Here is a 20,797-nt window from a genome sequence, read left to right as displayed (position 1 = left end):
TTCCTATAAGTGGTGCGCGGGCACCTTAGTGGTGCGACGGCACCGGAGTGTGGATTGGAAGAGCGATTACTCTTCGGTGGCTGCTTCAGCGGCCGGAGCTTCTTCTGCGGCGGCCGGAGCCTCTTCCGCGGCGGGAGCAGAATCGCTTCCCTCTTCAAGCTTGACGCGCAGGGCATCGACCGAGCGTGCCAGCATGGACATCGGTGCCTTGAGGACACCGGCGACGCGTGCAAGCTGGAGCTCACGGGATTCAAGGGCAGCCAAGGCGGCAACACCGGTAGCATCCAGGGCATTGCCCTCGAAGACACCGGTCTTGATGATCAGCTGCGGGTTGGTCTTGGCAAAATCCGTCAGGCTCTTTGCAGCTGCAACTGCGTCACCCTTGATGAAGGCAATTGCAGTGGGGCCGGAGAGCTGGCCGTCGAACGCGTCGATGCCGGCTTCCTTGGCTGCAATGCCAGTCAGGGTGTTCTTGACGACCGAGTACTTGGTGTCCTGGCCGAGCGAACGACGCAGCTCCTTGAGCTGTGCAACGGTGAGCCCGCGGTATTCGGTTAGGACAGCAGCGGTTGATTCCTTGAAATCTGTGGTGATTTCTTCAACTGCCGATACCTTTGTTGGCGTTGCCATAACCCTCCTTCCGGGGAATAGTGCCGGTGGATCGGGTCCCGAACATAAAAAACGCCCCGGGCAGATGCACGGGGCTTAGCAGCAGGCACGCATTGACGCGCACCGTTTGGCTGAGTTCGTTCACCTGCGCAGGCCGCCCTGTGAAGGGACTTTCGGATGTCCGATCAACCGGAGTCCACCCGCGGTCCCGGAGATCCAGGATGAGAGTGGGATTGAAAGCACATCGACCGACGGTCTTTGGTATCTCCAGCGTACGGGAGAATCCCGGGCAGGCCAAATCGGCCTCAGAGAACCTTCTGCCACTCCCCCGAATATCCGACGGGCTCAAACCCCAGCTCCTCGTTGATGGCCAGCATGTGGACGTTCTCGGCTGCATTCCAGGTCCAAACACGTGATGCCGCGGAGAGCTCCTGCCGCAGCCGCACCAGGTTGGCAGCCTTGAGCAGCATGCCGAGCCCGTGGCCCCGGTGTTTATCCAGGACCAGGGTATCGTCCTGAAAGGCCACCGCCGGGTTGCTGCGAAAGACCATCAGGACGGTGTGCCCGGCCAGCTGGCCGGTGGGAACATGCCGGACAGCGCTCACCAGCTCTTCGGCCTGCATTTCACGCACTTTCGCCTCCCCCTCACGGATCCGACCGGCGTCCCACCGCTCCTCCTCCACGTCCAGGCCGGCCATGGGGGCATCCGTGCTCATCCTTTGCCGCAGCAGCGCGTACGCATCCACAAGGTGCTCCGGGCAGGCACCCTGCCAGAACTCCAGGGCATAGTCCGGTCCGGCAGCCGCCGCGGCAGCGTCCAGCTTCCCCTGCCAGTCAATGCTGCCCGTCAAATCCAGGAGGCTGACCCGTTCCACCTGTTCCAGCTCAAAGTGCCGGTCCGCGGCAAAGCGTGCGGCGCTGTCCGCAGGAATGGCTCCGATCCCGCTCTTCGGCGCCAGCACCGGGCCGGAATCAGAGCCCGGCCGCACAGGATGATCAGTTTCCCCCAAAAGGGTTCGGCGCCCGTCGGCCGCTGCAGCCTGCTCAACCGCCGCATACAGGCGCTTTCCCAGCCCGGTCCGCCGGATACCGGGAGCCACGGCCACATTCACCCATGCCGAGTGGATGTTGTCCAGCATCGGCAGCTTCAACGCGGCCACTCCCACCAGCTCGTCGCCGATCCGCGCACCCAGCAGAATCCGCCGCCGCATTGATGAAGGACGAAAGCCCGCCAGCTGCGTCTGGGGTGCGTCCCGGAAGTCGTCATTGCCCCACGTCTCGCGCAGGGCGTCATTCAGAAGCTCAACGGCGGCGATGAAATCCGCCGAGGCAGGATCCGAAGAATCCAGGCTCCCGGGGATGGGCAGCGGAGCGATAACCGCAGAGTCAGGTGTCATGGATCACATCCTGCCGCAACCTGCTGCAGGGCACAAAAAAGCGGCCGCAGCGATATGCTGCGGCCGCCTTTGAGACGGAATCGGAACGCTGGCGCCCCTAAGCCGAATTATGCGTCGGCGAGAACCTTCGTGACGTTGGGGTCAACGGAGATGCCCGGGCCGAACGTGGTGGAAACGGTTGCCTTCTGGATGTAGCGGCCCTTGGAAGCGGACGGCTTCAGGCGCAGGACTTCCTCCAGGGCTGCGGCGTAGTTCTCGGCCAGCTTCTGCTGGTCGAAGGACACCTTGCCGATGATGAAGTGCAGGTTGGAGTGCTTGTCGACGCGGAAGTCGATCTTGCCGCCCTTGATGTCGGTGACAGCCTTGGCGACGTTCGGGGTAACCGTGCCGGTCTTCGGGTTCGGCATCAGGTTACGCGGGCCGAGGACGCGGCCCAGGCGGCCGACCTTGCCCATCATGTCGGGGGTGGCAACGGCGGCGTCGAAGTCGACCCAGCCTGCGGCAACCTTTTCGATCATGTCATCGGAACCAACGAAGTCAGCGCCGGCTGCAATAGCCTGCTCTGCCTTCTCGCCCGTTGCGAAAACCAGGACGCGGGCGGTCTTACCCGTACCGTGGGGCAGGTTAACCGTGCCGCGGACCATCTGGTCGGCCTTGCGGGGATCGACGCCCAGGCGGAATGCGACCTCTACGGTGGCATCAAACTTGGACGGGTTGGTTTCCTTCGCCAGCTCTACAGCCTCAACCGGTGCGTACAGCTTGTCCGCATCGATCTTGGCTACAGCTGCTTCATATGCTTTGCTGCGCTTTGCCATCTGCTTTTTCTCCTTGTGCAGTTGTGGTCTGTCGGACCGCGCTCGGCCCTGCCACACGCCGTCGTACCCTATGGCACGAGCAGCTTTTTGAGTGTAAGTGTTTGTTCGGCGGGCGAACCCGCGTCACGGAAAAGGCGTTATTAGCCTTCTACGGTGATACCCATGGAGCGGGCGGTGCCGGCGATGATCTTGGCAGCAGCCTTGACGTCGTTGGCGTTGAGGTCTTCCATCTTCATGGTGGCGATCTCTTCGACCTGAGCCTGGGTCAGGTTGGCAACCTTGGCGGTGTGCGGGGTTGCGGAACCCTTGGCAACACCGGCAGCCTTCTTGATCAGCTGAGCAGCCGGAGGAGTCTTCGTGATGAAGGTGAACGAACGGTCTTCGTAAACGGTGATTTCAACCGGGATAACGTTGCCGCGCTGGGATTCCGTTGCAGCGTTGTACGCCTTGCAGAATTCCATGATGTTGACACCGTGCTGGCCAAGTGCCGGACCAATCGGAGGAGCCGGGTTGGCGGCACCTGCGTTGATCTGCAGCTTGATGAGGCCGGTGACCTTTTTCTTGGGGGCCATGAAAGGGTCCTTCTCTAAATTATGTTCCCGGGGAACAGGAGCGTCCGTCCGGGTTGGTGGCCGCCATGGCGTGGCGGCCGGACGCTGCCGGCAGGGTAAAGCGGACCTGCAGACAACGAAGTCTTTGTGTTACTGCAGCTTGGTGACCTGGCCGAAGCCAAGCGTAACCGGAGTCTCGCGCTCGAAGATGGTCACGAGGACCACCAGCTGCTGGGACTCGGGCTTGATCTCGGAGATCGTGGCCTGAAGCGTCTCGAACGGTCCTTCGTTGACCGTAACGGGCTCGCCGACCTCGAAGTCCACTGCGTAGTTCGAAGATTCCTGCGCGGGCTTGCCGGCTTCGATCTTCGGGGAAACCACGGTGTGCTCCAGCATGGAGTAAACCTCTTTGAGGCTCAGCGGCACCGGGTTGTGGGCGTTGCCCACGAAGCCTGTAACACCGGGGGTGTGTCGCACAACACCCCAGGAGGCGTCGGTCAGTTCCATACGGACCAGCACGTAACCGGGGATTCGGACCCGGTTGACGATCTTGCGGGTCGTGTTCTTGATCTCGACGACTTCCTCCATCGGGACCTGGATTTCGAAGATGTTATCTTCCATTTCCATGGTCTGGATGCGGGTCTCAAGATTGGCCTTGACGCGGTTTTCGTAACCTGCGTAGGAGTGGATGACGTACCAGTCACCCTCCTGGCGCCGCAGCTTGGCCTTGAAGGCTTCTGCGGGATCTTCCTCGGGCTCTTCTTCAGAGTCTTCGGAGTCTGCGGAATCAGAGTTCACGGCCTCATCGGCGGCGTCGGCATCCTCTGCCGGAACGTCGGCCTCAGCGGGCGCCTCGGCGACGTCTGCTGCGGTCGTTTCATCCTCGGCATCCAGATCAGCGGCATTGTCATTGATCTGTGATTCGAGTTCTTGCTCGGACACGTAGATTCCTGCTTTCTTCTTCAGAGCTCTATAGGGTTTGTCACTAGCTCCAGCTCAAAGGCCTGAGGTTCCTGCCCTTGGGGCGGGGCTCAAGGAAGGCGCTAGCTCTCGCCGCTGCCCTCACCGAAGATCCACAGTGCTCCCGCACCAAAGACAAAATCCAGAACTGTCACGATAACTATCATCACGACCACGAAGGCCAGGACCACGAGGGTGTATCTCAGCAGTTCCTTGCGGGTGGGGGTGACCACCTTTTTCAGTTCTGCAATGACCTGACGCAGGAAGAGCGCAATGGCCGCGAAGAAGCCGCGCTTCTTGGGCCCGCTGGAGGGGTGTCCCTTGGAGCTGCCGGCAGCTGTCTCGGTCACCATCGCCTCACTCATCTGTTCGGTTCACAGCCGCAGCAAGTGCTGGGACTGCTGCTTCATGAAGGACTGCTGAGCTGCCGTGATGACAGCCGTGCGCAGGGCAGACAGGACTCGAACCTGCAACCTGCGGTTTTGGAGACCGCTGCGCTACCAATTGCGCCACTACCCTATGGAGGAAACCACTCTACCGGTAATAACCGTCGTCAGCGAACCGGCGACAGGCACAGACCAGTGTTGGGACTTCAACACGAAGATCAAGTCTACTCAATGTTTGCTGTTCCGTCGAACCGGCGTTTTACGACGGCGGATTGCCGTGCATTTTCCGATGCTCAGCACGCTGTTGGCCGCCTGGTTTTTTCGCGGCAGCACCGTAAGAAAAGGCGTGCACCGGCCCCTGCACCTAAACTGGAACCGGCAGCCGGATATCCGGCAGCCGCGTATGCCATAAGTCCCCTTCGGGAAATCAACGCAACCACAGACGGGAACGCCATGCCTTCCACCGGCCGAATTTCAGAGCGCATCGCTTCGATCGCGGAGTCCGCGACACTTGCCGTAGACGCCAAGGCGAAGGCACTCAAGGCAGCAGGGCGGCCGGTGATTGGCTTCGGTGCAGGCGAGCCGGATTTCCCGACCCCGGAGTACATTGTCGACGCGGCGGTCGAGGCCGCCCGCAACCCGCGCTTCCACCGCTACTCCCCCGCCGGCGGGCTGCCTGAACTGAAAAAGGCCATCGCGGAGAAAACGCTGCGCGATTCCGGTTATGCCGTGGACCCGAGCCAAATCCTGGTGACCAACGGCGGCAAGCAGGCGGTTTACGAGGCCTTCGCCACCCTGCTGAACCCCGGCGACGAGGTTCTGCTCCCCGCTCCCTACTGGACGACGTATCCGGAAGCCATCCGGCTGGCCGGCGGCGTTCCCGTGGAAGTGTTTGCCGGCCCCGAGCAGGGATACATGGTCACCGTGGAGCAGCTCGAGGCAGCCTGCACCGACAAGACCAAGCTCCTGCTGTTCTGCTCGCCCTCCAACCCCACCGGTGCCGTTTATCCCGCCGAGCAGGTTGCCGAAATCGGCCGGTGGGCTGCAGCCCGCGGCCTCTGGGTAGTCACCGATGAGATCTATGAACACCTGACGTACGACGGCGTGGAATTCACCTCCATTGCGACCGCGGCGCCCGAGCTCGGCGACAAGGTGGTCGTGCTCAATGGTGTGGCCAAGACCTACGCCATGACCGGCTGGCGCGTGGGCTGGATGATTGCCGCCGCGGACGTGATCAAGGCTGCCACCAACCTCCAGTCCCATCTGTCCTCCAATGTGGCCAACGTTTCCCAGATGGCCGCACTTGCTGCTGTCTCCGGTCCGCTGACCGCAGTGGAAGAGATGAAAACAGCCTTCGACCGCCGCCGCAAAGCCATGGTGGCGGCACTGAACTCGGTTGACGGCGTCGATTGCCCCATGCCGGAAGGCGCTTTCTACGCTTATGCCGACGTTCGGCAGCTGCTGGGCAAGGAGTTCCCCGGCTCTGACGGTCCGGTCCGGCCGCAGACCTCGGCCGAGCTGGCGGCGCTGATCCTCGAAACGGTGGAGGTGGCAGTGGTTCCCGGCGAGGCGTTTGGCCCCTCCGGCTACCTCCGCCTGTCCTATGCACTGGGCGACGAGGACCTTGCCGAAGGCATGTCCCGCCTGACGGAATTCCTCGGCCGGGCCAGCTGACCCGGCCCCGGGCTGCGGGGAACTAAAGAAGCCGGCGTGCCGCAGCCCAGCGGGTGAGTTCGTGCCGGTTGGAGAGCTGGAGTTTTCGCAGGACGGCCGAAACATGGGTTTCGACCGTCCTGGCGGAGATGAAAAGCTCCTTGGCCACTTCCTTGTAGCTGTAGCCGCGGGCGATCAGCCGCATTACCTCCAGCTCGCGGGCGGAGAGGCGGTCCAGCTCGTCGTCGACCGCGGCGACCGCAGCAGTTCCGAACGCATCCAGGACAAAACCCGCGAGCCGTGGCGAGAACACCGCGTCGCCGCCTGCCACCCGCACCACGGCATCGGAGATCTCGGCACCGGAGATCGTTTTGGTGACGTAGCCGCGGGCGCCGGCGCGGATCACGGTCACAACATCCTCCGCCGCGTCCGAAACGCTGAGCGCGAGGAACCGGGTGCTGCCCAGCAAATCGCGGCAACCGGCTATGACTTCGGCCCCGCCGCCACCCACTCCGCCGGGCAGATGTACATCAAGAAGCACGACGGCGGGGCGGTGCGCGCGGACAGCGGCGACGGCGCGCTCCACGGTATCCGCCTCGGCCACAACGCGGAGCCGGGAGTCCAGGTCCGCTTTCAGGCCCGAACGGAAAATTGCGTGGTCATCAACCACTACGACGTCGATGGTGCCGGGAATCATTTGCGCTCCGATGACTGCTGGTTGTTCTCTGTGGTTTCCGTTGATGGGTCAGCTCCCGTTGCCGGGGTGGTTTCCGTTGCCGGGCGGGTCAGCGGCAGGGCCAGCCGCACTTCGGTTCCGTCCGGCCCGCTGCGGATGACGGCGGTGCCGCCGTGGCGCCTCATCCGGCCGACAATTGATTCGCGGACACCGAGCCGGTCTTCGGGCACTTCCTCGGGATTGAAGCCGGGTCCGCGGTCGCGGATGAAGACCTCAGCACGATCAGCGGTACATTCCACGTAGACCGAGACCGGTCCGGGTGCATGCTGGGCCGCGTTGATCAGCGCCGCCCGTGCGGCCTGGACGAGGGCGTCCGCAGGCTGGTCCAGGGTCGCATCACCCACCGCCACCACCTCCACGGGGTACCCGTACTCGTCCTCAACCGAAGCAGCCACCGCTTTGAGGCGGTCCGACAGCTGTCCGGCCGTCCGCGGATCATCAGCGTAGAGCCACCGCCGCAGCTCGCGCTCCTGCGCCCGTGCCAGACGCAGAACGTCCTGCTCCGAGCCGGACCGGTTTTGGATCAGGGCCAGGGTCTGCAGAACCGAGTCATGCAGGTGCGCGGCAATTTCCGCCCGTTCCCGCTCCCGGATCCGGCCTGTCCGCTCCGTTTCCAGATCCCGCCAGTACTTTACGGCCCACGGCGCAAACACCAGTGCCACTCCGGCCAAGACAGCTGCCGAGGCAAGCAGGCCTGCCAGCAGGACGTCCCAGGTCAAGGCGCCGGACACCATGAGGATCACCCCCACAACCACCAGCAGGAGTCCGCCTCCCAGCCTGAGCAGACCGGTGCGGCGGTCTGCACCCGCACGGCTGAGCAAACCCGCCCGTCGTGTTTCATCAAGCTGGGACCAGGCCAGGACGGCTCCAACAATGATGGTCCCCGCGGGAAACAGGAGCTGCCAGTTCACATCGGCGCCGAACCGCTGTGCAATGACCGCTCCGGCCACGGCAAGCAGTGCCAGCCCGGCGAGGACCTCTCTGTTGGACGCTGCTGCAATCCAGCGGGAATCTGCCGGTGCGGGTTCCCGGGCGTCGGACTCCCCGGACGGTTGCTCGTTCAGGTAGGCAGCAAAGTTCCGGGCCACACTCCTGGGGTCGCGGTGGGACTGCACCTTGTCGGCGGCTTCATCCGCCGTGGGGACCAGCACCCACAACCAGGCGTACAGCACCAGGCCTGCGCCTCCGGCCAGCGCCAGCAGAACCATGAGTGCCCGGACCAATCCGACTGACCAGCCCAGGTGCCCGGCCAGCCCGGAACAGACCCCTGCCACCACGCGGTCATCTGTTCTCAGAAGCGGATCCAACATGTCCTAATCCAAGCACGTTCGCTGTCCCGGAACGTCCCGGGGGCCAGTCCCCGGCCTGTTTTCAGGGCCATCTCAGGGTTTCCTCAGGGCTGTCCCGGATGTTTCAGCAGTCTGCAGCCGGCCAGAATGGAAGCATGACCCCGCAACCCCCAGTCCCGGACCCGGCCGGCTCCCCCACGGAACCACTGCCGCCCTTTGACTCCGCTGAGAATCCCACCCGCCCGCTGCCCCGTCCCAACGGCTTCTTCACCTGGTTGCGTTCCCTGGGCATCGTCCGCGGAGAGGACCGCTGGGTGGGCGGGGTCTGTGAGGGAATCGCAGCCCGCACCGGACTGGATCCGGTCCTGGTCCGCGGGCTGTTCATTGTCCTGGGCCTGTTCGGCGGCGGACTCCTGCTCTACGGCCTGGCCTGGGCACTGCTCCCGGAGCCCGACGGACGCATCCATGCAGAGGAAGCCCTGCGCGGCTCTTGGACGTCCGGGACCACCGGAGCGCTCGTGGCCTGCGTCCTGGGCGGTGGAAGTCCCAGCATTTTCTGGTCCGGCGACGGGCTGCTCGGCGGTTTCTTCTGGACACTGTTCTGGGTTGGCGGCCTCGGGCTGCTGGTGTACTGGCTCTTCACCCGTAACGGCCGCGGTGCCGTGAGCGACCCCCACACTTCTGCCGCGCCTGTCCCGCCGATGCCGCCGGTCCCCTCCGCTCCGTATGCCGCAGCCTCCGCCCCTGGTCCTGCAGCTTCCGCCCACTACGCCGCGCAGGGGCCTGCGGCTTCGTCGGTCCGGCCCGCTGCGGTCCCGCCCCGTCGGCGGACCACGCCCGGAGCCGCCGAAACCGCGGTTGTCCTTGGAGCGGTGCTGCTGACCATCGGCGTCATCCTGACCCTGGATTACGCCTCGGTTATCGACATCGGCACCCCGGTGGCCGTTGCCCTCGCGGCGGGGGCGGCAGTCAACGGACTTGGCATCGTCATCCTCGGGGCCCTTGGGCGTTCCTCCGGAATCCTTGGCCTGACCGCCATCGCCGCAGTGGCCGGTGCCGGCGTGGCGGGCAGCAACCTTGGCACTTTCGACACCGTCGTCGTCGCCAATCAGGGGAACTGGACACCCACTGCTTCCTCTCCGGCCACCGGGGGTTACACGCTTGCGGCCGCCGACGGGAACCTGGACCTGCGCTACCTTGCGGATGAGACAGACCCGGCTGTTGAGATCCCGGTCAACGTGGCTGCCAGCGACCTCACCATCCTGGTGCCGGACGATGTCCCCGTCCTCGTCCGCGCGGACATGTTTGCGGGCAACGTCCAGATTGACGACGGCGTCACCCTCACCGAATCCGGGGGGTTATGGAAAACAGCGGATGAACGAATGAATGACACGGACGGCGACCCCCTAGTAGTCCGTATCAAGGGAGTTGCCAGCAATGTCCTGGTGACCGTAAACGAAAGCGACCTGGACCGATGAATGCTTCCGCGTACCCCCAGGGTTCCTCCGAGCACTTCCCTGAAGATTCCCCCGCCAAGCGGCCGGTCCGGACCGGCACCATTGTCTGGGGACTGCTGATCATCGCAGCTGCGGTCCTGCTCCTGGCCTGGCTGCTGACCGACATCAGTTTCGACCCCCTGGCAGTGCTGCTGGGCCTGTTGCTGGGCGGCGGCACCGCCCTGCTGATCGGCGGCGCAATCTCCGCCTTCGGCGGCCGCAACCACTTCACCAGCGGCGGAAACGACACCCGTCGCCCCACCGGACAGGCAGACTAATACCATGAACCGTTTCTTTGACATTCTCCGTTCCTCCCCCGTCCGCCGGACCCGCGGCTGGGCCGGCGGGGTCTGCGCCGGGGTGGCAGCGCGGTACGGCTGGGACGTCTCAGCGGTCCGGATAGCCGTCCTGCTCAGCTTCCTGCTGCCTTTTGTCGGCGTATGGACGTATCTCGCCGCCTGGCTCCTGCTGCCTAAGGATGACGGCACCATTGCGCTGGAGCAGCTGATCGGCAAACGCTAGCAGTCTGGGCTTGTTTTGGCTCCTCGGGGCCGGCTGGACCCTCCGTGCGATGGCCGGCAGCCCGGCGATGGCTAGAATCAAGGCTGAGGATCCACCAGCCGCCCAACTGAACCAGAGGTTTTAACAATGAAGATCGGCATCCTAACCAGTGGGGGCGACTGCCCCGGACTCAACGCGGTAATCCGCGGAGCCGTCCTCAAGGGCATCAAGGTCCACAACCAGGAGTTTGTCGGGTTCCTGGACGGATGGCGCGGCGTGGTGGACGGCGACATCATCGACCTCCCCCGAACCAGCGTCCGCGGCATTTCGAAACAGGGTGGAACCATCCTGGGGACCTCCCGCACCAATCCCTTCGAAGGACCCAACGGCGGGCCGGAAAAAATCAAGGCCACCATGGACCGGCTCGGTGTCGACGCCATCATCGCGATCGGCGGTGAGGGCACCCTGGCGGCCGCGCAGCGCCTCACAGATGCGGGCCTGAACATCGTGGGCGTCCCCAAAACCGTGGACAACGATCTGGACGCCACCGACTACACCTTCGGTTTTGACACCGCTGTGCAGATCGCCACCGAAGCGATTGACCGGCTGCGGACCACCGGCGAATCCCATCACCGCTGCATGGTCGCTGAAGTCATGGGACGTCACGTCGGCTGGATCGCGCTTCACTCCGGCATGGCTGCCGGCGCGCACGCCATCCTGATTCCGGAAAATCCGCAGAGCCTGGATCAGGTTGCCGAGTGGGTCACCCATGCCCGTGACCGCGGCCGCGCCCCGCTCGTCGTCGTTGCCGAGGGTTTCGTCACCACTGACATGGAGTCCCCGCACTCAGAACGCGGGCTGGACGCCTTCGGCCGGCCCCGGCTCGGCGGCATCGGAGAGCTGCTGGCCCCGGAGATCGAAGCCCGGACCGGCATCGAAACCCGTGCCACTGTCCTGGGACACATCCAGCGCGGAGGTGTTCCCACCGCTTATGACCGGGTACTGGCCACACGGCTCGGCATGGCTGCCATTGATTCCGTGATCGACGGGCTGTGGGGAACCATGGTGGCCCTGCACGGCACGGACATTGTGCACGTGGGCTTCGAAAAGGCGCTGGACAATCTCAAGACAGTTCCCCAGCACCGCTACGACGAAGCGTCCATTCTCTTCGGCTGACGGCCTGAGCCACAGACGGGACCGGGTGTAGGTTGAAACGTATGAATTTGGATCCGGGAACGATTGCGATCATTCAGCTCGCCTGGTCCCGCCGCTTAGGCCTGGCCGATGATGCCCTGTCTGCCGCCGGGGACGGAACGCGGATCTACAGCGTGCAGGACGAGTCCCGCAGCGTGTCCTTCATGCGCCTTTTTGGCCGGGAGGTCTTCTGCGGGCCCGAATGGGCGGCTCGGCGTGCCCGCGGCAAGAGCGCAGCGGAACTCAGCCGCCAAACCTCTCTCGCCGGCCTTTCCGCGGAGTACGGCGGAAGAACCGTTGGCTCCGAACATCTGTGTTTTGCCGATGCGTTCCCGGAGCCCATGGAACCGGCGGAGGAACTGGCTGTCTCCGAGGACCCGGAGATTGCCGTCCAGCTGGAGCGTCTGTGCCCGCCCGACGACGTCGCTGAAGCAGGCTTGGCGGGCAAGGAAGCGCTGTTCATAGTCGTGGATGACAGCGCAGAAGTTCCGGTTCCACTGGCTGGGGCCGGCTACAACATCCGGGACGGCATCCTGGCTGACATCTCCACGCTCACCGCGCCGTCCAGCCGCCGGCACGGACTGGGACGCTATGTCACGTCCATTGCAGTGGAGGAGTCCATGGCGGCTGGCCTGATCCCGCAGTACCGCACGCCCCTGGACAACATCGGGGCGGCCCGGACGGCGGCCGGAGCAGGTTTCCTTGCCGTCGGGATCCGCTCCGAAGTCCAGCTGACGGCCTAGCCTTTCGGGGCAGCGTGTGGACCTGCAGTTATTGCAGCAGGGCCAGCATTTCCTGCCGCTGAAAGAATCCTGCCGTGTCCCGTGCACTCGGCGAACCGGCGTCAGGGTCCGCTCCCCCTTCGACCAGGATGCGGAAGATACCGGTGTAGCCCTTGAAGACGGCACCAGCCAGCGGGGTCTGGCCCCGGTCATTCTGGGTGTTCACATCCGCGCCCCGCTCAACCAGCAGCGCGGTCAGGCTCTCGTGGCCGTGGTAGGAGGCCAGCATCACCAGTGTGTCGCCTGAGCCGTTGGTCAGGTTCACGGGCACTCCGGCATCCAGGTAACCCCGGATCCCCTCCGTATCACCGGCGCGCGCAGCATCGAACACCAAACCGGCCAGTTCGATGATGTCTTCGTCAATCTCCGGGCGGGATTCCGGGGTGCTCATGGGGATTCCTTTCAAGTGCGTACATCGGTCTAACGTCTTTGGTGCTGAACTCCGCTATGCCCGGGGCGGGCGCAGGAATCCGCCGGCACGGCCGACAACCTGGCCGGCATCCGGGGCAACAATGATTTCCTGCGCGGCGGCGTAGGGCTCGCCATCGTCGTCCACCACCAGCTCTGCCGCGGGATCCACGGAGCGCTTAATCACGGCCAGCGCAACGGCGCCCATTTCATAGTGCTGGGCAACCGACGTCACCGCTCCCACCCTGCGTTCCCCCAGCATCACTGCACTGCCCGGCGCGGGAAGCGTGTGCTGGGAACCGTCCAGCTGCAGGAACACGAGCCGGCGGGGCGGATGCCCCAGGTTGTGCACACGGGCCACGGTTTCCTGGCCCTTGTAGCAGCCCTTGGCCAGATGAACCGCTGTCCGGATCAGATCCAGCTCATGCGGAATGGTTTTGTCGTCGGTCTCGGCGCCCAGCCGCGGACGCCAGGCCGCAATCCGCAGGGCTTCGGAGGCCATGGTGCCGGCAAGGGTGCGCCCTGAGTCCGTAACGGCCTGTTCCAGCTCCGCTGCCGGGATCAGATACTCATGCCAGGGGCGGTCGCGTCCCGGATGGGAATCCTCAGGGACGCCGGTGTAGGCGAAACCGCCGGCACCAATGTTCGGCCAGGGATCGGTCCAGACGGAATAGTTGGCCCAGGCCTCCACTGGCGTCACTGATCCCACAACGGCCCAGTCCCGGCTGACATCGGCCACCTCGACCCGGAGCATGAACTTCATCCGTTCCAGGAACTGGGCCAGGACGGGCGCCTCAGCGGCTTCCACGATCAGCCACGCGGTGTTCCCGTCGTCCAGGATCCGTGCGTCGTGCTCAATGCGTCCCTGGACGCTGAGCAGCAGCAGCTCCGAGCTTGTGCCTGGCTGCAGGTCGCTCACGCTTTGGGAGGACAGGGTGTTCAGCCAGCTGAGGCGGTCGGGGCCGGTGACGGTGACAACACCGCGGTGGGACAGGTCCGTGACGGCATTGCCGCGGGCCAGTTCCCGCTGCTCGCGCAGGGGATCGCCGTAGTGGGCTGCAACACCGGCGTCGAGGCCGCCGGCTTCCACCGCACCGTGGCGGGACAGGAGGGGGCTGAGGTAAGTCATAACGGGTGCAACGTCCTTGCGGGGGCGGCTATTCCGTGCTTGGTTTCCGCAGCGCCGGAAGGCTTAGGAGGTTTTCTTCAGGATGGCGGAGGCGTGGGCCTTCAGCGCGTTGCCGCCCTCAGCTACATCCCAGCGCCAGTACAGGTCACCGTTGACCAAACCGAAGATGCGCGTGGCGGCGGTGTACTCCTTGGAGTTCACGCCCCGCATGACCAGATCGGTGGTCAGCTGAATTTGCGGGCCCTTGATTTGGCCGTAGTACAGCTCTGCGATGCCGCCGGGATGGACGATGGTGGCGGTGATGTCAAAGCCGCCGCTGTCATTGCGGAGCTTTTCGACTTCGTCGGCGCTGCGCAGCGCCGGAACAATGTCCGCCGGGGTCAGCCCGGGGCCTCCGTCGGCGTCGTTCAGGGGGCGGTCCAGCGCCCAGAATCCCGTCTCAACGGCGAGCGGGCGCAGAACGGTGCCGTCTTCGTCCGTGAGCCAGCTTTCGGCGTCGTACTTCAGGTACGGCAGGCCATTTTGGCTGAAAGTCACACGCTGGGTGAAGTGCTCGGAATCGGCTTCACCCTCCCCCAGCCTGCCGGAGCCCTCCCAGACTCCAAGGAGCCAGGACAGCGGCACGAGCTCAGGGGTCAGATCGGTGGGGATCTCCATGGGCATGGCGCTGACCTCTTCCTTCGGTTGCTCTTGGGCGGGCTACTTCTGGCCTTTGTACAGGCGGCTGATGACCAGGCCGGCGAATGCGGCCATGCCGACGCCGGTGATGCCAAGCAGGACGATAAAGAAGATTTCAAGGGCTACAAGCGAATCCATAGCTACATCCTAACCCGGAGCCGCGGACGTTTCGTCCCATGACCTGCCGGCCGGGATAGGAAGAGGTCAGGGGACGAGCAGGCTGGCCAGGAAATAGACCACGGAGCCCAGCGCCACGATGGGTGCCAGGGCCAGGGCCAGCCGCCCCCGGCGGGTGGAAATATCATCGCGGGAGAGGATCAGCCGGCGGACCGCCATGACGACGGCGGCACCCGCGGCGCCCATTAGCGCAGCAGCGGCAGCATGCACTCCGGCTTCCGGCTGCAGGACTCCGGCCAGCGCACCGGCCAGGGCGCCGGCGGCTACGCCCAGCGGGGCGGTAATCCTGTCCGGCAGGGGGATCAGGGACACAGCGAGTGCGGCGAGGATGCCGGCTGCACTGATGGTCAGGCCTGCCGGGCTGCCGTCGGCACCGGCCAGCCTGTCCGCGGCCACCCAGCCTGAACCCATCACCGTCAGGAGGACACCTGCGATGTTGCCGATGGTTGATTCCAGCCGGTGGGCCTGTCCGGTTCCGCGCAGCAGCTGGATCAGGAAGATGGCGCCTACGCCTACTGCCGCCACCCCGGGCAGCCAGGTCAGTAATGCCGTGGACGGTGCCACCAGCGCGGCGGCACAGGCGGCTGCGCCTGCGAGCGCCAGTACGGCGCCCTGGGTCTTTTTGGCCGGAACATCCAGGAGGTGCGGCCAGCCGATCCCCACCACGATGCAAAGAATGCCGGTAACCACTGCCACGGCCCCAACGGACCAGTACGAAGCACCGACGATGCCTATGAGGGCTGCTGCCGCCAGCACCGCTACGCTCCAAAGTTTCACCTAAGCCATCCTGCCTTATTACGTAGTGCAGATGAAAGCTACGGGTCCGGCGAGGCCCCGTGGGTATACTTTCAACACCTTCGCCCCGCCTGCGGACGCGGCCCAGCTTGTGCCCGATGATGTGCGCCCAACCTTGGAGGATCCATGTCGCACATTTTGCTGCTGACCAACAGTCCGGGACCCTCTGTTGAGGTCCTGCCGGCCCTCGGTCTGCTCAACCACAAAGTGCAGGTTGTTCCCGCCGAACCCACGGCACTGCTCGACACAGAGCCCAGCGACGTCGTGCTTATTGACGCCCGCAAGGATCTGGTCGGCGCCCGTTCACTCACCCAGCTGCTGAAGGCAACGGGACTGGACACGCCGCTGATCCTTATTCTTACCGAAGGCGGAATGGCTGCCGTGGCGGCAAACTGGCGGGCCGACGACGTCATCCTCGATTCGGCCGGACCGGCCGAGCTGGAGGCCCGGCTGCGGCTCATGTCCGCGAGGATCAACTCGTCCTCGGAAGCTGCCAGCACCGAGATCCGTGCATCCGGCGTCGTCATCGACGAAGCGAGCTACACGGCCCGGGTGAACGGCACTGCGCTGAACCTCACCTATAAGGAGTTTGAGCTCCTGAAGTACCTGGCACAGCATCCCGGCCGTGTCTTCACCCGCGACCAGCTGCTGCACGAGGTGTGGGGCTACGACTATTACGGGGGCACACGGACGGTGGACGTCCACGTCCGGCGGCTGCGGGCCAAGCTGGGTGCGGACCATGAAAACCTGATCGGCACGGTCCGCAACGTGGGCTACCGGTTCACCCGGTCCCGGCTGGCCGGGGATCCCGCGCAGCCCGCGAGCCAAGAAGCCTGACCTGCTGCGACACTGCCTGCGGGAACTTTGGACGCCTCCGCTTGTCCGGTGCCCTCCGGGCGCTAGGCTTCTTCAATGAGAGACGAACGCGTAATGCCCTGGCCCGTCACAGTCACCAAGGGAACCCCGGAGCCCGATGAGCTGGACCGGATCCGCGAATTGGCCGCCGCCGCCGCCGATGCGGACGGTAACCCGCCGCTCTCCGAACAGACCCTCGTTGACCTGCGTTCCGGTGACACGGACCCGGACTCCCTGCTGGTTTTCGCCACCTATGCCAATGATGAGTCCTCGGATCCGTCGGCTACCCAGGCGCTGGCCGGCGTCGCTGTACTGATCAGTGACGGTCCGAAAGAACCGGGCGTGCTGGAACTGGTGGTCCATCCTGCCTACCGCGAGAAGGGTGTGGGCACCGCCCTGGCGTCCTCCGTGCAGGAGCACGTTAGCGCCGGCACCGTCCCCGCACCCCAGGCATGGTCGCACGGCAACCATGACGCCGCCGTCGAACTGGCCCGGCGTTTTGGCTACCGTCCGGTGCGCGAGCTGCTGCGCCTGCGGCTGAGCCGTGGCGCCGGAACTGACGGGCTGCCCGCTGCCGAGCTGCCCGAAGGCGTCTCGCTGCGGGCCTTTCATCCGGGGGCCGACGACGACGCCTGGCTGGCAGCCAACGCGGCCGCCTTTGCCCACCACCCCGAGCAGGGCGGCATGACCCGGAGCGACCTCGCCGCACGCATGGCGGAGGACTGGTTCGATCCCGAAGGATTCCTGCTGGCTGTGCGGGACGAGGACAATGCCATCCTCGGCTTCCACTGGACCAAGGTCCATCCCGGTGCCGGCGGACATCCGCCCATCGGAGAGGTGTACGTGGTGGGAGTGGTTCCCGAGGCCCAGGGCATGGGACTGGGCCGCACCCTGACCGTTGCCGGCATCCGGCATCTCCAGGACAGCGGCCTGCCGGCCATCATGCTTTACGTGGATGCGGACAACGCTCCGGCCATGGCGCTGTACCAGCGGCTGGGTTTCGTCCGCTGGGACGCGGATGTGATGTACGCGGCCGGATGAGCCGGAACAGCTTGTAATGTTGAATTGACGGCCCTGCCGCCCGGTCCTCCGGGAGGCACCGCCTGACCGCCGCCATACTGCAGGGAGAAACCATGGGATCCGATACCGCCGCCGAGCCGCACTCCACTTTCGGATCGGCTGAGTCCATGTCGGCGCCCCGGGCCACTGAGGACCGGATTGATATTCCGGACTTTGGTCCGGCACTCGTCCCGGAAGGGGACATCAGCCCCGAGCGTTTCCTGGACCGTGAAATCAGCTGGCTCCATTTCAACGCCCGTGTCCTTGAGCTCGCTGAGGACCCGGACCTGTACCTGCTGGAGCGGGTCAGTTTCCTGTCCATCTTCGCGTCCAACCTGGACGAGTTCTTCATGGTGCGGGTTGCCGGCCTCAAGCGCCGCATCGCCACCGGGTTGGCGGTTCCCTCCGCTGCCGGTCTGAGCCCGATGGAACAGCTGGAACACATCGTGGAGGCCGGCTACCGGCTCCAGCAGCGCCATGCCGAGGTCTTTGCCCGTCAAATCCGCCCGGCGCTGGCCGAGGAGCAGATCCATCTCGTGGGGTGGAACGAGCTCGATGACACCGCCAAGGCCTATCTGCACCGCCAGTTCGCGTCCAAGGTTTTCCCGATCCTCACCCCGCTGGCCGTGGATCCGGCGCACCCCTTCCCCTACATCTCCGGCCTCTCCCTGAACCTGGCCGTGGTGGTGCGCAACCCCGTGAGCGGCAAGGAGTTCTTCGCCCGAGTCAAGGTTCCGGACCAGCTGCCCCGGCTGATCTCCGTGGACGGCCCCAGAGCCGGAAATGTTGCCGGCCGGGTGGCCCGCTTCATTCCGCTGGAAGACGTCATTGCCGAACATCTGGACCAGCTGTTCCCCGGTATGGACGTCATGGAACACCATGCCTTCCGGGTTACCCGCAACGAGGATCTGGAGGTGGAGGAGGACGACGCCGAGAACCTGCTGCAGGCGCTGGAAAAGGAGCTCCTGCGTCGCCGGTTCGGCCCGCCCGTCCGCCTGGAAGTCACCACCGACATCAACCCCAGCATCCGCGAGCTGCTGGTGCGCGAACTCGGCGTGGAAGAAGACGAGGTGTATGCGCTGCCCGCACCGCTGGACCTGCGCGGACTGGCCGGCATCAGCCGCATCGACCGCCCGGACCTGCACTACCCCAAGCAGGTGCCGCATACGTCCCTGCACCTGAAGGAGTCCGAAACCTCCAAGCCGGCGGATGTGTTTGCTGCAATGCGCCGCCGCGACATCCTGCTGCACCACCCCTATGATTCCTTCTCCACCTCCGTTCAGGCCTTCCTGGAGCAGGCCGCCGCCGACCCACGGGTCCAGGCCATCAAGCAGACGCTGTACCGCACGTCCGGGGACTCCCCCATTGTTGACGCGCTGATTGATGCCGCGGAGTCCGGCAAGCAGGTGCTGGCCCTGGTGGAAATCAAGGCACGGTTCGATGAGCAGGCCAACATTTCCTGGGCCCGCAAGCTGGAGCAGGCCGGCGTGCACGTGGTCTACGGCATCGTGGGGCTGAAAACGCACTGCAAGTTGTCACTGGTGGTCCGCCAGGAAGTGGACGGGCTGCGGCGCTACTGCCACATCGGCACCGGAAATTATCACCCCCGCACCGCCCGCTATTACGAAGACCTGGGGCTGCTGACCTCTAACGAACAGGTGGGTGAAGATCTGACGAAGCTCTTCAACCAGCTCTCCGGGTATGCCCCGAAGTCCACGTTCAAGCGCCTGCTCGTGGCTCCCCGGTCGGTGCGGTCAGGTTTGATTGACCGGATTGAACGGGAAATTGCCAATAAGAAGGCCGGTCTGGCCGCCCGGGTGATCATCAAGGTCAACTCGATGGTGGATGAAGCCATCATCGATTCGCTGTACCGTGCCTCCCAGGCCGGTGTCCGGGTGGATGTGATTGTGCGCGGCATCTGTTCCGTGCGCCCGGGCGTCCCCGGCCTGAGCGAGAACATTACTGTCCGGTCCATTCTGGGCCGGTTCCTGGAGCACTCGCGCGTGTTTGCCTTCGCCAATGCCGGAGACCCTGTGGTGTTCATCGGTTCAGCGGACATGATGCACCGCAACCTGGACCGCCGGGTGGAGGCCCTGGTGCAGCTTGCCTCCCGGGAGGACATCGCTGACCTCATCGCGCTGATGGACCGCTACATGGATCCGGCCACCGCAAGCTGGCATCTGGAGAAGGACGGCATCTGGACCCGGCACCACAAGAATGAAGGAGGGGAGCCGCTGCTGGATGTGCAGTCGTGGCTGCTCGCTTCCCGGTCCCGGCAGCGCGCCGCTGTCCGCCGTTGATGACCATGCCCACCGAACCGGGAGCTTCCATGGGTGAACAGGCCACTCTCCCCCGTCGCGGGCTGGAAACCGGTCCCGGGGATCCCGTGCCCGCAGACATCAAAGTGGTGGCTGCAGGCGCCATTTGCTGGCGCACCCGGAACGGCGAACTCGAGGTCCTCATGATCCACCGGCCCCGGTACAAGGACTGGTCGTGGCCGAAGGGGAAACTGGATGCCGGCGAGACAACTCCTGAGTGCGCAGTGCGCGAAGTGCAGGAGGAAGCCGGGGTCCGGATCAGGCTGGGCATTCCGCTGCCGGCCACGGTATATCCGGTGGCGTCGGGAATGAAGATCGTCCACTACTGGGCCGCCCGCATCGAGGAGGGAAAGCCCCGGCCGGACGGCAAGGAAGTGGACGGCGTCCGCTGGTGCACTCCGGCGCAGGCCCATGCCGAGCTCAGCAATCCTTCGGACCGGCTGCCGCTGCGCATCCTGGAGGAGGCCCATGCCGAAGGCCGGCTCCGGACATGGCCGCTGATCGTGGTGCGCCATGCCAAAGCCAAGCCCCGGTCATCCTGGACCCGGGCTGAAGGGGACCGTCCGCTGGCCGCCACCGGCCTGCGCCAGGCACAGGCCGTGTCGCGGCTGCTGGCCGCATGGCTGCCGGACCGGGTGGTGTCCAGTCCCTGGGTCCGCTGCGTGCAGACTGTGCGTCCCTATGTGAAGGCACGGGCCGTGAAGTTCAAAACCGTCGACGCCATTACCGAGCACAGCGCCAAGCGCAAGCCCGGCAAGGCCCGCAACGCGGTGGAAGCATTGTTCGACAAGGCCAAACCAGTTGCCCTGTGCACGCACCGGCCGGTTTTGCCGCTGACATTCGAGGTTCTGGCAGACCATATGCCGGCCGGCCTGTCCATTGGTTTGCCGGACAAGGATCCGTATCTGGCGCCGGGCGAAGCCATCATCTGCCAGGTCTCCTCCGCCGAGGAGGGGCGCATCGTGTCGCTGGAGCGGTTCCGGGCATTCGACGACTAGGTTTTCCGCCG

22 protein-coding genes and 1 tRNA gene are annotated in these 20,797 nt (G+C 64.9%); 10 read left to right on the top strand and 13 right to left on the bottom strand.

Annotated features, from left to right (window positions below; genetic code table 11):
• Nucleotides 1-66: 66 nt before the first annotated feature.
• The 7 genes from rplJ to CXQ89_RS04465 form a co-directional block, all read right to left on the bottom strand.
• On the bottom strand, nucleotides 67-630 hold the full coding sequence (rplJ, locus tag CXQ89_RS04495; RefSeq protein WP_104052755.1) for a 50S ribosomal protein L10: 564 nt from the start codon (nucleotides 628-630) through the stop codon (nucleotides 67-69).
• A gap of 284 nt (nucleotides 631-914) precedes the next feature.
• A complete protein-coding gene (locus tag CXQ89_RS04490; RefSeq protein WP_104160423.1) occupies nucleotides 915-2,006 on the bottom strand; it encodes a GNAT family N-acetyltransferase in 1,092 nt (363 codons plus the stop codon).
• 107 nt (nucleotides 2,007-2,113) lie between these two features.
• Nucleotides 2,114-2,821 (bottom strand): 50S ribosomal protein L1, encoded by a 708-nt coding sequence (gene rplA, locus CXQ89_RS04485; RefSeq protein ID WP_104052757.1) that lies wholly within the window; start codon nucleotides 2,819-2,821, stop codon nucleotides 2,114-2,116.
• 140 nt (nucleotides 2,822-2,961) lie between these two features.
• The gene (rplK, locus tag CXQ89_RS04480) at nucleotides 2,962-3,393 is read right to left on the bottom strand and encodes a 50S ribosomal protein L11 (protein WP_104052758.1); all 432 of its coding nucleotides are present in this window, start codon (nucleotides 3,391-3,393) and stop codon (nucleotides 2,962-2,964) included.
• A 129-nt stretch (nucleotides 3,394-3,522) separates the two neighbouring features.
• Nucleotides 3,523-4,314 carry a transcription termination/antitermination protein NusG gene (gene nusG, locus CXQ89_RS04475; protein WP_104052759.1) on the bottom strand — a complete coding sequence of 264 codons (792 nt, stop codon included), beginning with the start codon at nucleotides 4,312-4,314 and terminating at the stop codon, nucleotides 3,523-3,525.
• Nucleotides 4,315-4,415: 101 nt separating this feature from the next.
• On the bottom strand, nucleotides 4,416-4,697 hold the full coding sequence (secE, locus tag CXQ89_RS04470) for a preprotein translocase subunit SecE (protein WP_104052760.1): 282 nt from the start codon (nucleotides 4,695-4,697) through the stop codon (nucleotides 4,416-4,418).
• A gap of 81 nt (nucleotides 4,698-4,778) precedes the next feature.
• Nucleotides 4,779-4,851 (bottom strand) — tRNA-Trp (locus CXQ89_RS04465).
• A 320-nt stretch (nucleotides 4,852-5,171) separates the two neighbouring features.
• Between CXQ89_RS04465 and CXQ89_RS04460 the strand changes: the two genes are divergently transcribed.
• Nucleotides 5,172-6,392, top strand: a complete 1,221-nt coding sequence (locus tag CXQ89_RS04460) for a pyridoxal phosphate-dependent aminotransferase (protein ID WP_104101621.1) — start codon at nucleotides 5,172-5,174, stop codon at nucleotides 6,390-6,392.
• Between the two features lie 22 nt (nucleotides 6,393-6,414).
• Here the strand turns inward: CXQ89_RS04460 and CXQ89_RS04455 are convergent, their stop codons facing one another.
• Nucleotides 6,415-7,068 (bottom strand): response regulator transcription factor, encoded by a 654-nt coding sequence (locus CXQ89_RS04455; RefSeq protein ID WP_104160422.1) that lies wholly within the window; start codon nucleotides 7,066-7,068, stop codon nucleotides 6,415-6,417.
• Complete coding sequence (locus CXQ89_RS04450; RefSeq protein WP_104160421.1) at nucleotides 7,065-8,417, bottom strand: ATP-binding protein; 1,353 nt, start codon at nucleotides 8,415-8,417, stop codon at nucleotides 7,065-7,067. Before CXQ89_RS04450 ends, CXQ89_RS04455 begins: the two co-directional genes overlap by 4 nt.
• Before the next feature lie 134 nt (nucleotides 8,418-8,551).
• On the opposite strand from CXQ89_RS04450, the gene CXQ89_RS04445 reads away from it, so the two are divergent.
• From CXQ89_RS04445 to CXQ89_RS04425, 5 genes are all read left to right on the top strand, one after another.
• Nucleotides 8,552-9,874: a PspC domain-containing protein gene (locus tag CXQ89_RS04445; RefSeq protein ID WP_181032223.1), complete on the top strand. Its 1,323-nt coding sequence runs from the start codon at nucleotides 8,552-8,554 to the stop codon at nucleotides 9,872-9,874.
• The gene (locus tag CXQ89_RS04440; protein WP_237687098.1) at nucleotides 9,871-10,170 is read left to right on the top strand and encodes a hypothetical protein; all 300 of its coding nucleotides are present in this window, start codon (nucleotides 9,871-9,873) and stop codon (nucleotides 10,168-10,170) included. Before CXQ89_RS04445 ends, CXQ89_RS04440 begins: the two co-directional genes overlap by 4 nt.
• Before the next feature lie 4 nt (nucleotides 10,171-10,174).
• Nucleotides 10,175-10,414 (top strand): PspC domain-containing protein, encoded by a 240-nt coding sequence (locus CXQ89_RS04435; protein WP_104052767.1) that lies wholly within the window; start codon nucleotides 10,175-10,177, stop codon nucleotides 10,412-10,414.
• Nucleotides 10,415-10,540: 126 nt separating this feature from the next.
• A complete protein-coding gene (locus CXQ89_RS04430; RefSeq protein WP_104160419.1) occupies nucleotides 10,541-11,569 on the top strand; it encodes a 6-phosphofructokinase in 1,029 nt (342 codons plus the stop codon).
• Nucleotides 11,570-11,610: 41 nt separating this feature from the next.
• The gene (locus tag CXQ89_RS04425) at nucleotides 11,611-12,330 is read left to right on the top strand and encodes an N-acetyltransferase (protein ID WP_104160418.1); all 720 of its coding nucleotides are present in this window, start codon (nucleotides 11,611-11,613) and stop codon (nucleotides 12,328-12,330) included.
• A gap of 28 nt (nucleotides 12,331-12,358) precedes the next feature.
• Here the strand turns inward: CXQ89_RS04425 and CXQ89_RS04420 are convergent, their stop codons facing one another.
• The 4 genes from CXQ89_RS04420 to CXQ89_RS04405 all read right to left on the bottom strand — a co-directional run bounded on the left by CXQ89_RS04420 (nucleotide 12,359) and on the right by CXQ89_RS04405 (nucleotide 15,538).
• Nucleotides 12,359-12,760 carry an ankyrin repeat domain-containing protein gene (locus tag CXQ89_RS04420; protein ID WP_104160417.1) on the bottom strand — a complete coding sequence of 134 codons (402 nt, stop codon included), beginning with the start codon at nucleotides 12,758-12,760 and terminating at the stop codon, nucleotides 12,359-12,361.
• A gap of 54 nt (nucleotides 12,761-12,814) precedes the next feature.
• Complete coding sequence (locus CXQ89_RS04415; RefSeq protein ID WP_104160416.1) at nucleotides 12,815-13,906, bottom strand: folate-binding protein YgfZ; 1,092 nt, start codon at nucleotides 13,904-13,906, stop codon at nucleotides 12,815-12,817.
• Between the two features lie 63 nt (nucleotides 13,907-13,969).
• Nucleotides 13,970-14,569: an FABP family protein gene (locus CXQ89_RS04410; protein WP_104101634.1), complete on the bottom strand. Its 600-nt coding sequence runs from the start codon at nucleotides 14,567-14,569 to the stop codon at nucleotides 13,970-13,972.
• Nucleotides 14,570-14,788: 219 nt separating this feature from the next.
• Nucleotides 14,789-15,538, bottom strand: coding sequence for a hypothetical protein (locus tag CXQ89_RS04405; RefSeq protein ID WP_146067196.1), 750 nt, complete (start codon nucleotides 15,536-15,538; stop codon nucleotides 14,789-14,791).
• Between the two features lie 144 nt (nucleotides 15,539-15,682).
• Between CXQ89_RS04405 and CXQ89_RS04400 the strand changes: the two genes are divergently transcribed.
• The 4 genes from CXQ89_RS04400 (at nucleotide 15,683) to CXQ89_RS04385 (ending at nucleotide 20,786) form a co-directional block, all read left to right on the top strand.
• Nucleotides 15,683-16,393 carry a response regulator transcription factor gene (locus tag CXQ89_RS04400; protein WP_104052782.1) on the top strand — a complete coding sequence of 237 codons (711 nt, stop codon included), beginning with the start codon at nucleotides 15,683-15,685 and terminating at the stop codon, nucleotides 16,391-16,393.
• A gap of 75 nt (nucleotides 16,394-16,468) precedes the next feature.
• Entirely contained in the window at nucleotides 16,469-17,452 is a 984-nt protein-coding gene (gene mshD, locus CXQ89_RS04395) for a mycothiol synthase (protein WP_104160415.1), read from the top strand.
• 92 nt (nucleotides 17,453-17,544) lie between these two features.
• Entirely contained in the window at nucleotides 17,545-19,770 is a 2,226-nt protein-coding gene (locus CXQ89_RS04390) for an RNA degradosome polyphosphate kinase (protein ID WP_104160414.1), read from the top strand.
• Between the two features lie 29 nt (nucleotides 19,771-19,799).
• On the top strand, nucleotides 19,800-20,786 hold the full coding sequence (locus CXQ89_RS04385) for an NUDIX hydrolase (protein WP_104160694.1): 987 nt from the start codon (nucleotides 19,800-19,802) through the stop codon (nucleotides 20,784-20,786).
• The last annotated feature ends 11 nt before the right edge of the window (nucleotides 20,787-20,797 follow it).

Origin of the sequence: Arthrobacter sp. ZGTC212 (genome assembly GCF_002929255.1) — a bacterium.
Taxonomy (GTDB): Bacteria; Actinomycetota; Actinomycetes; order Actinomycetales; family Micrococcaceae; genus Arthrobacter_B; species Arthrobacter_B sunyaminii.
Note: the sequence above shows the minus strand (reverse complement) of the source record. Positions and strands in the feature narration are given on the sequence as shown.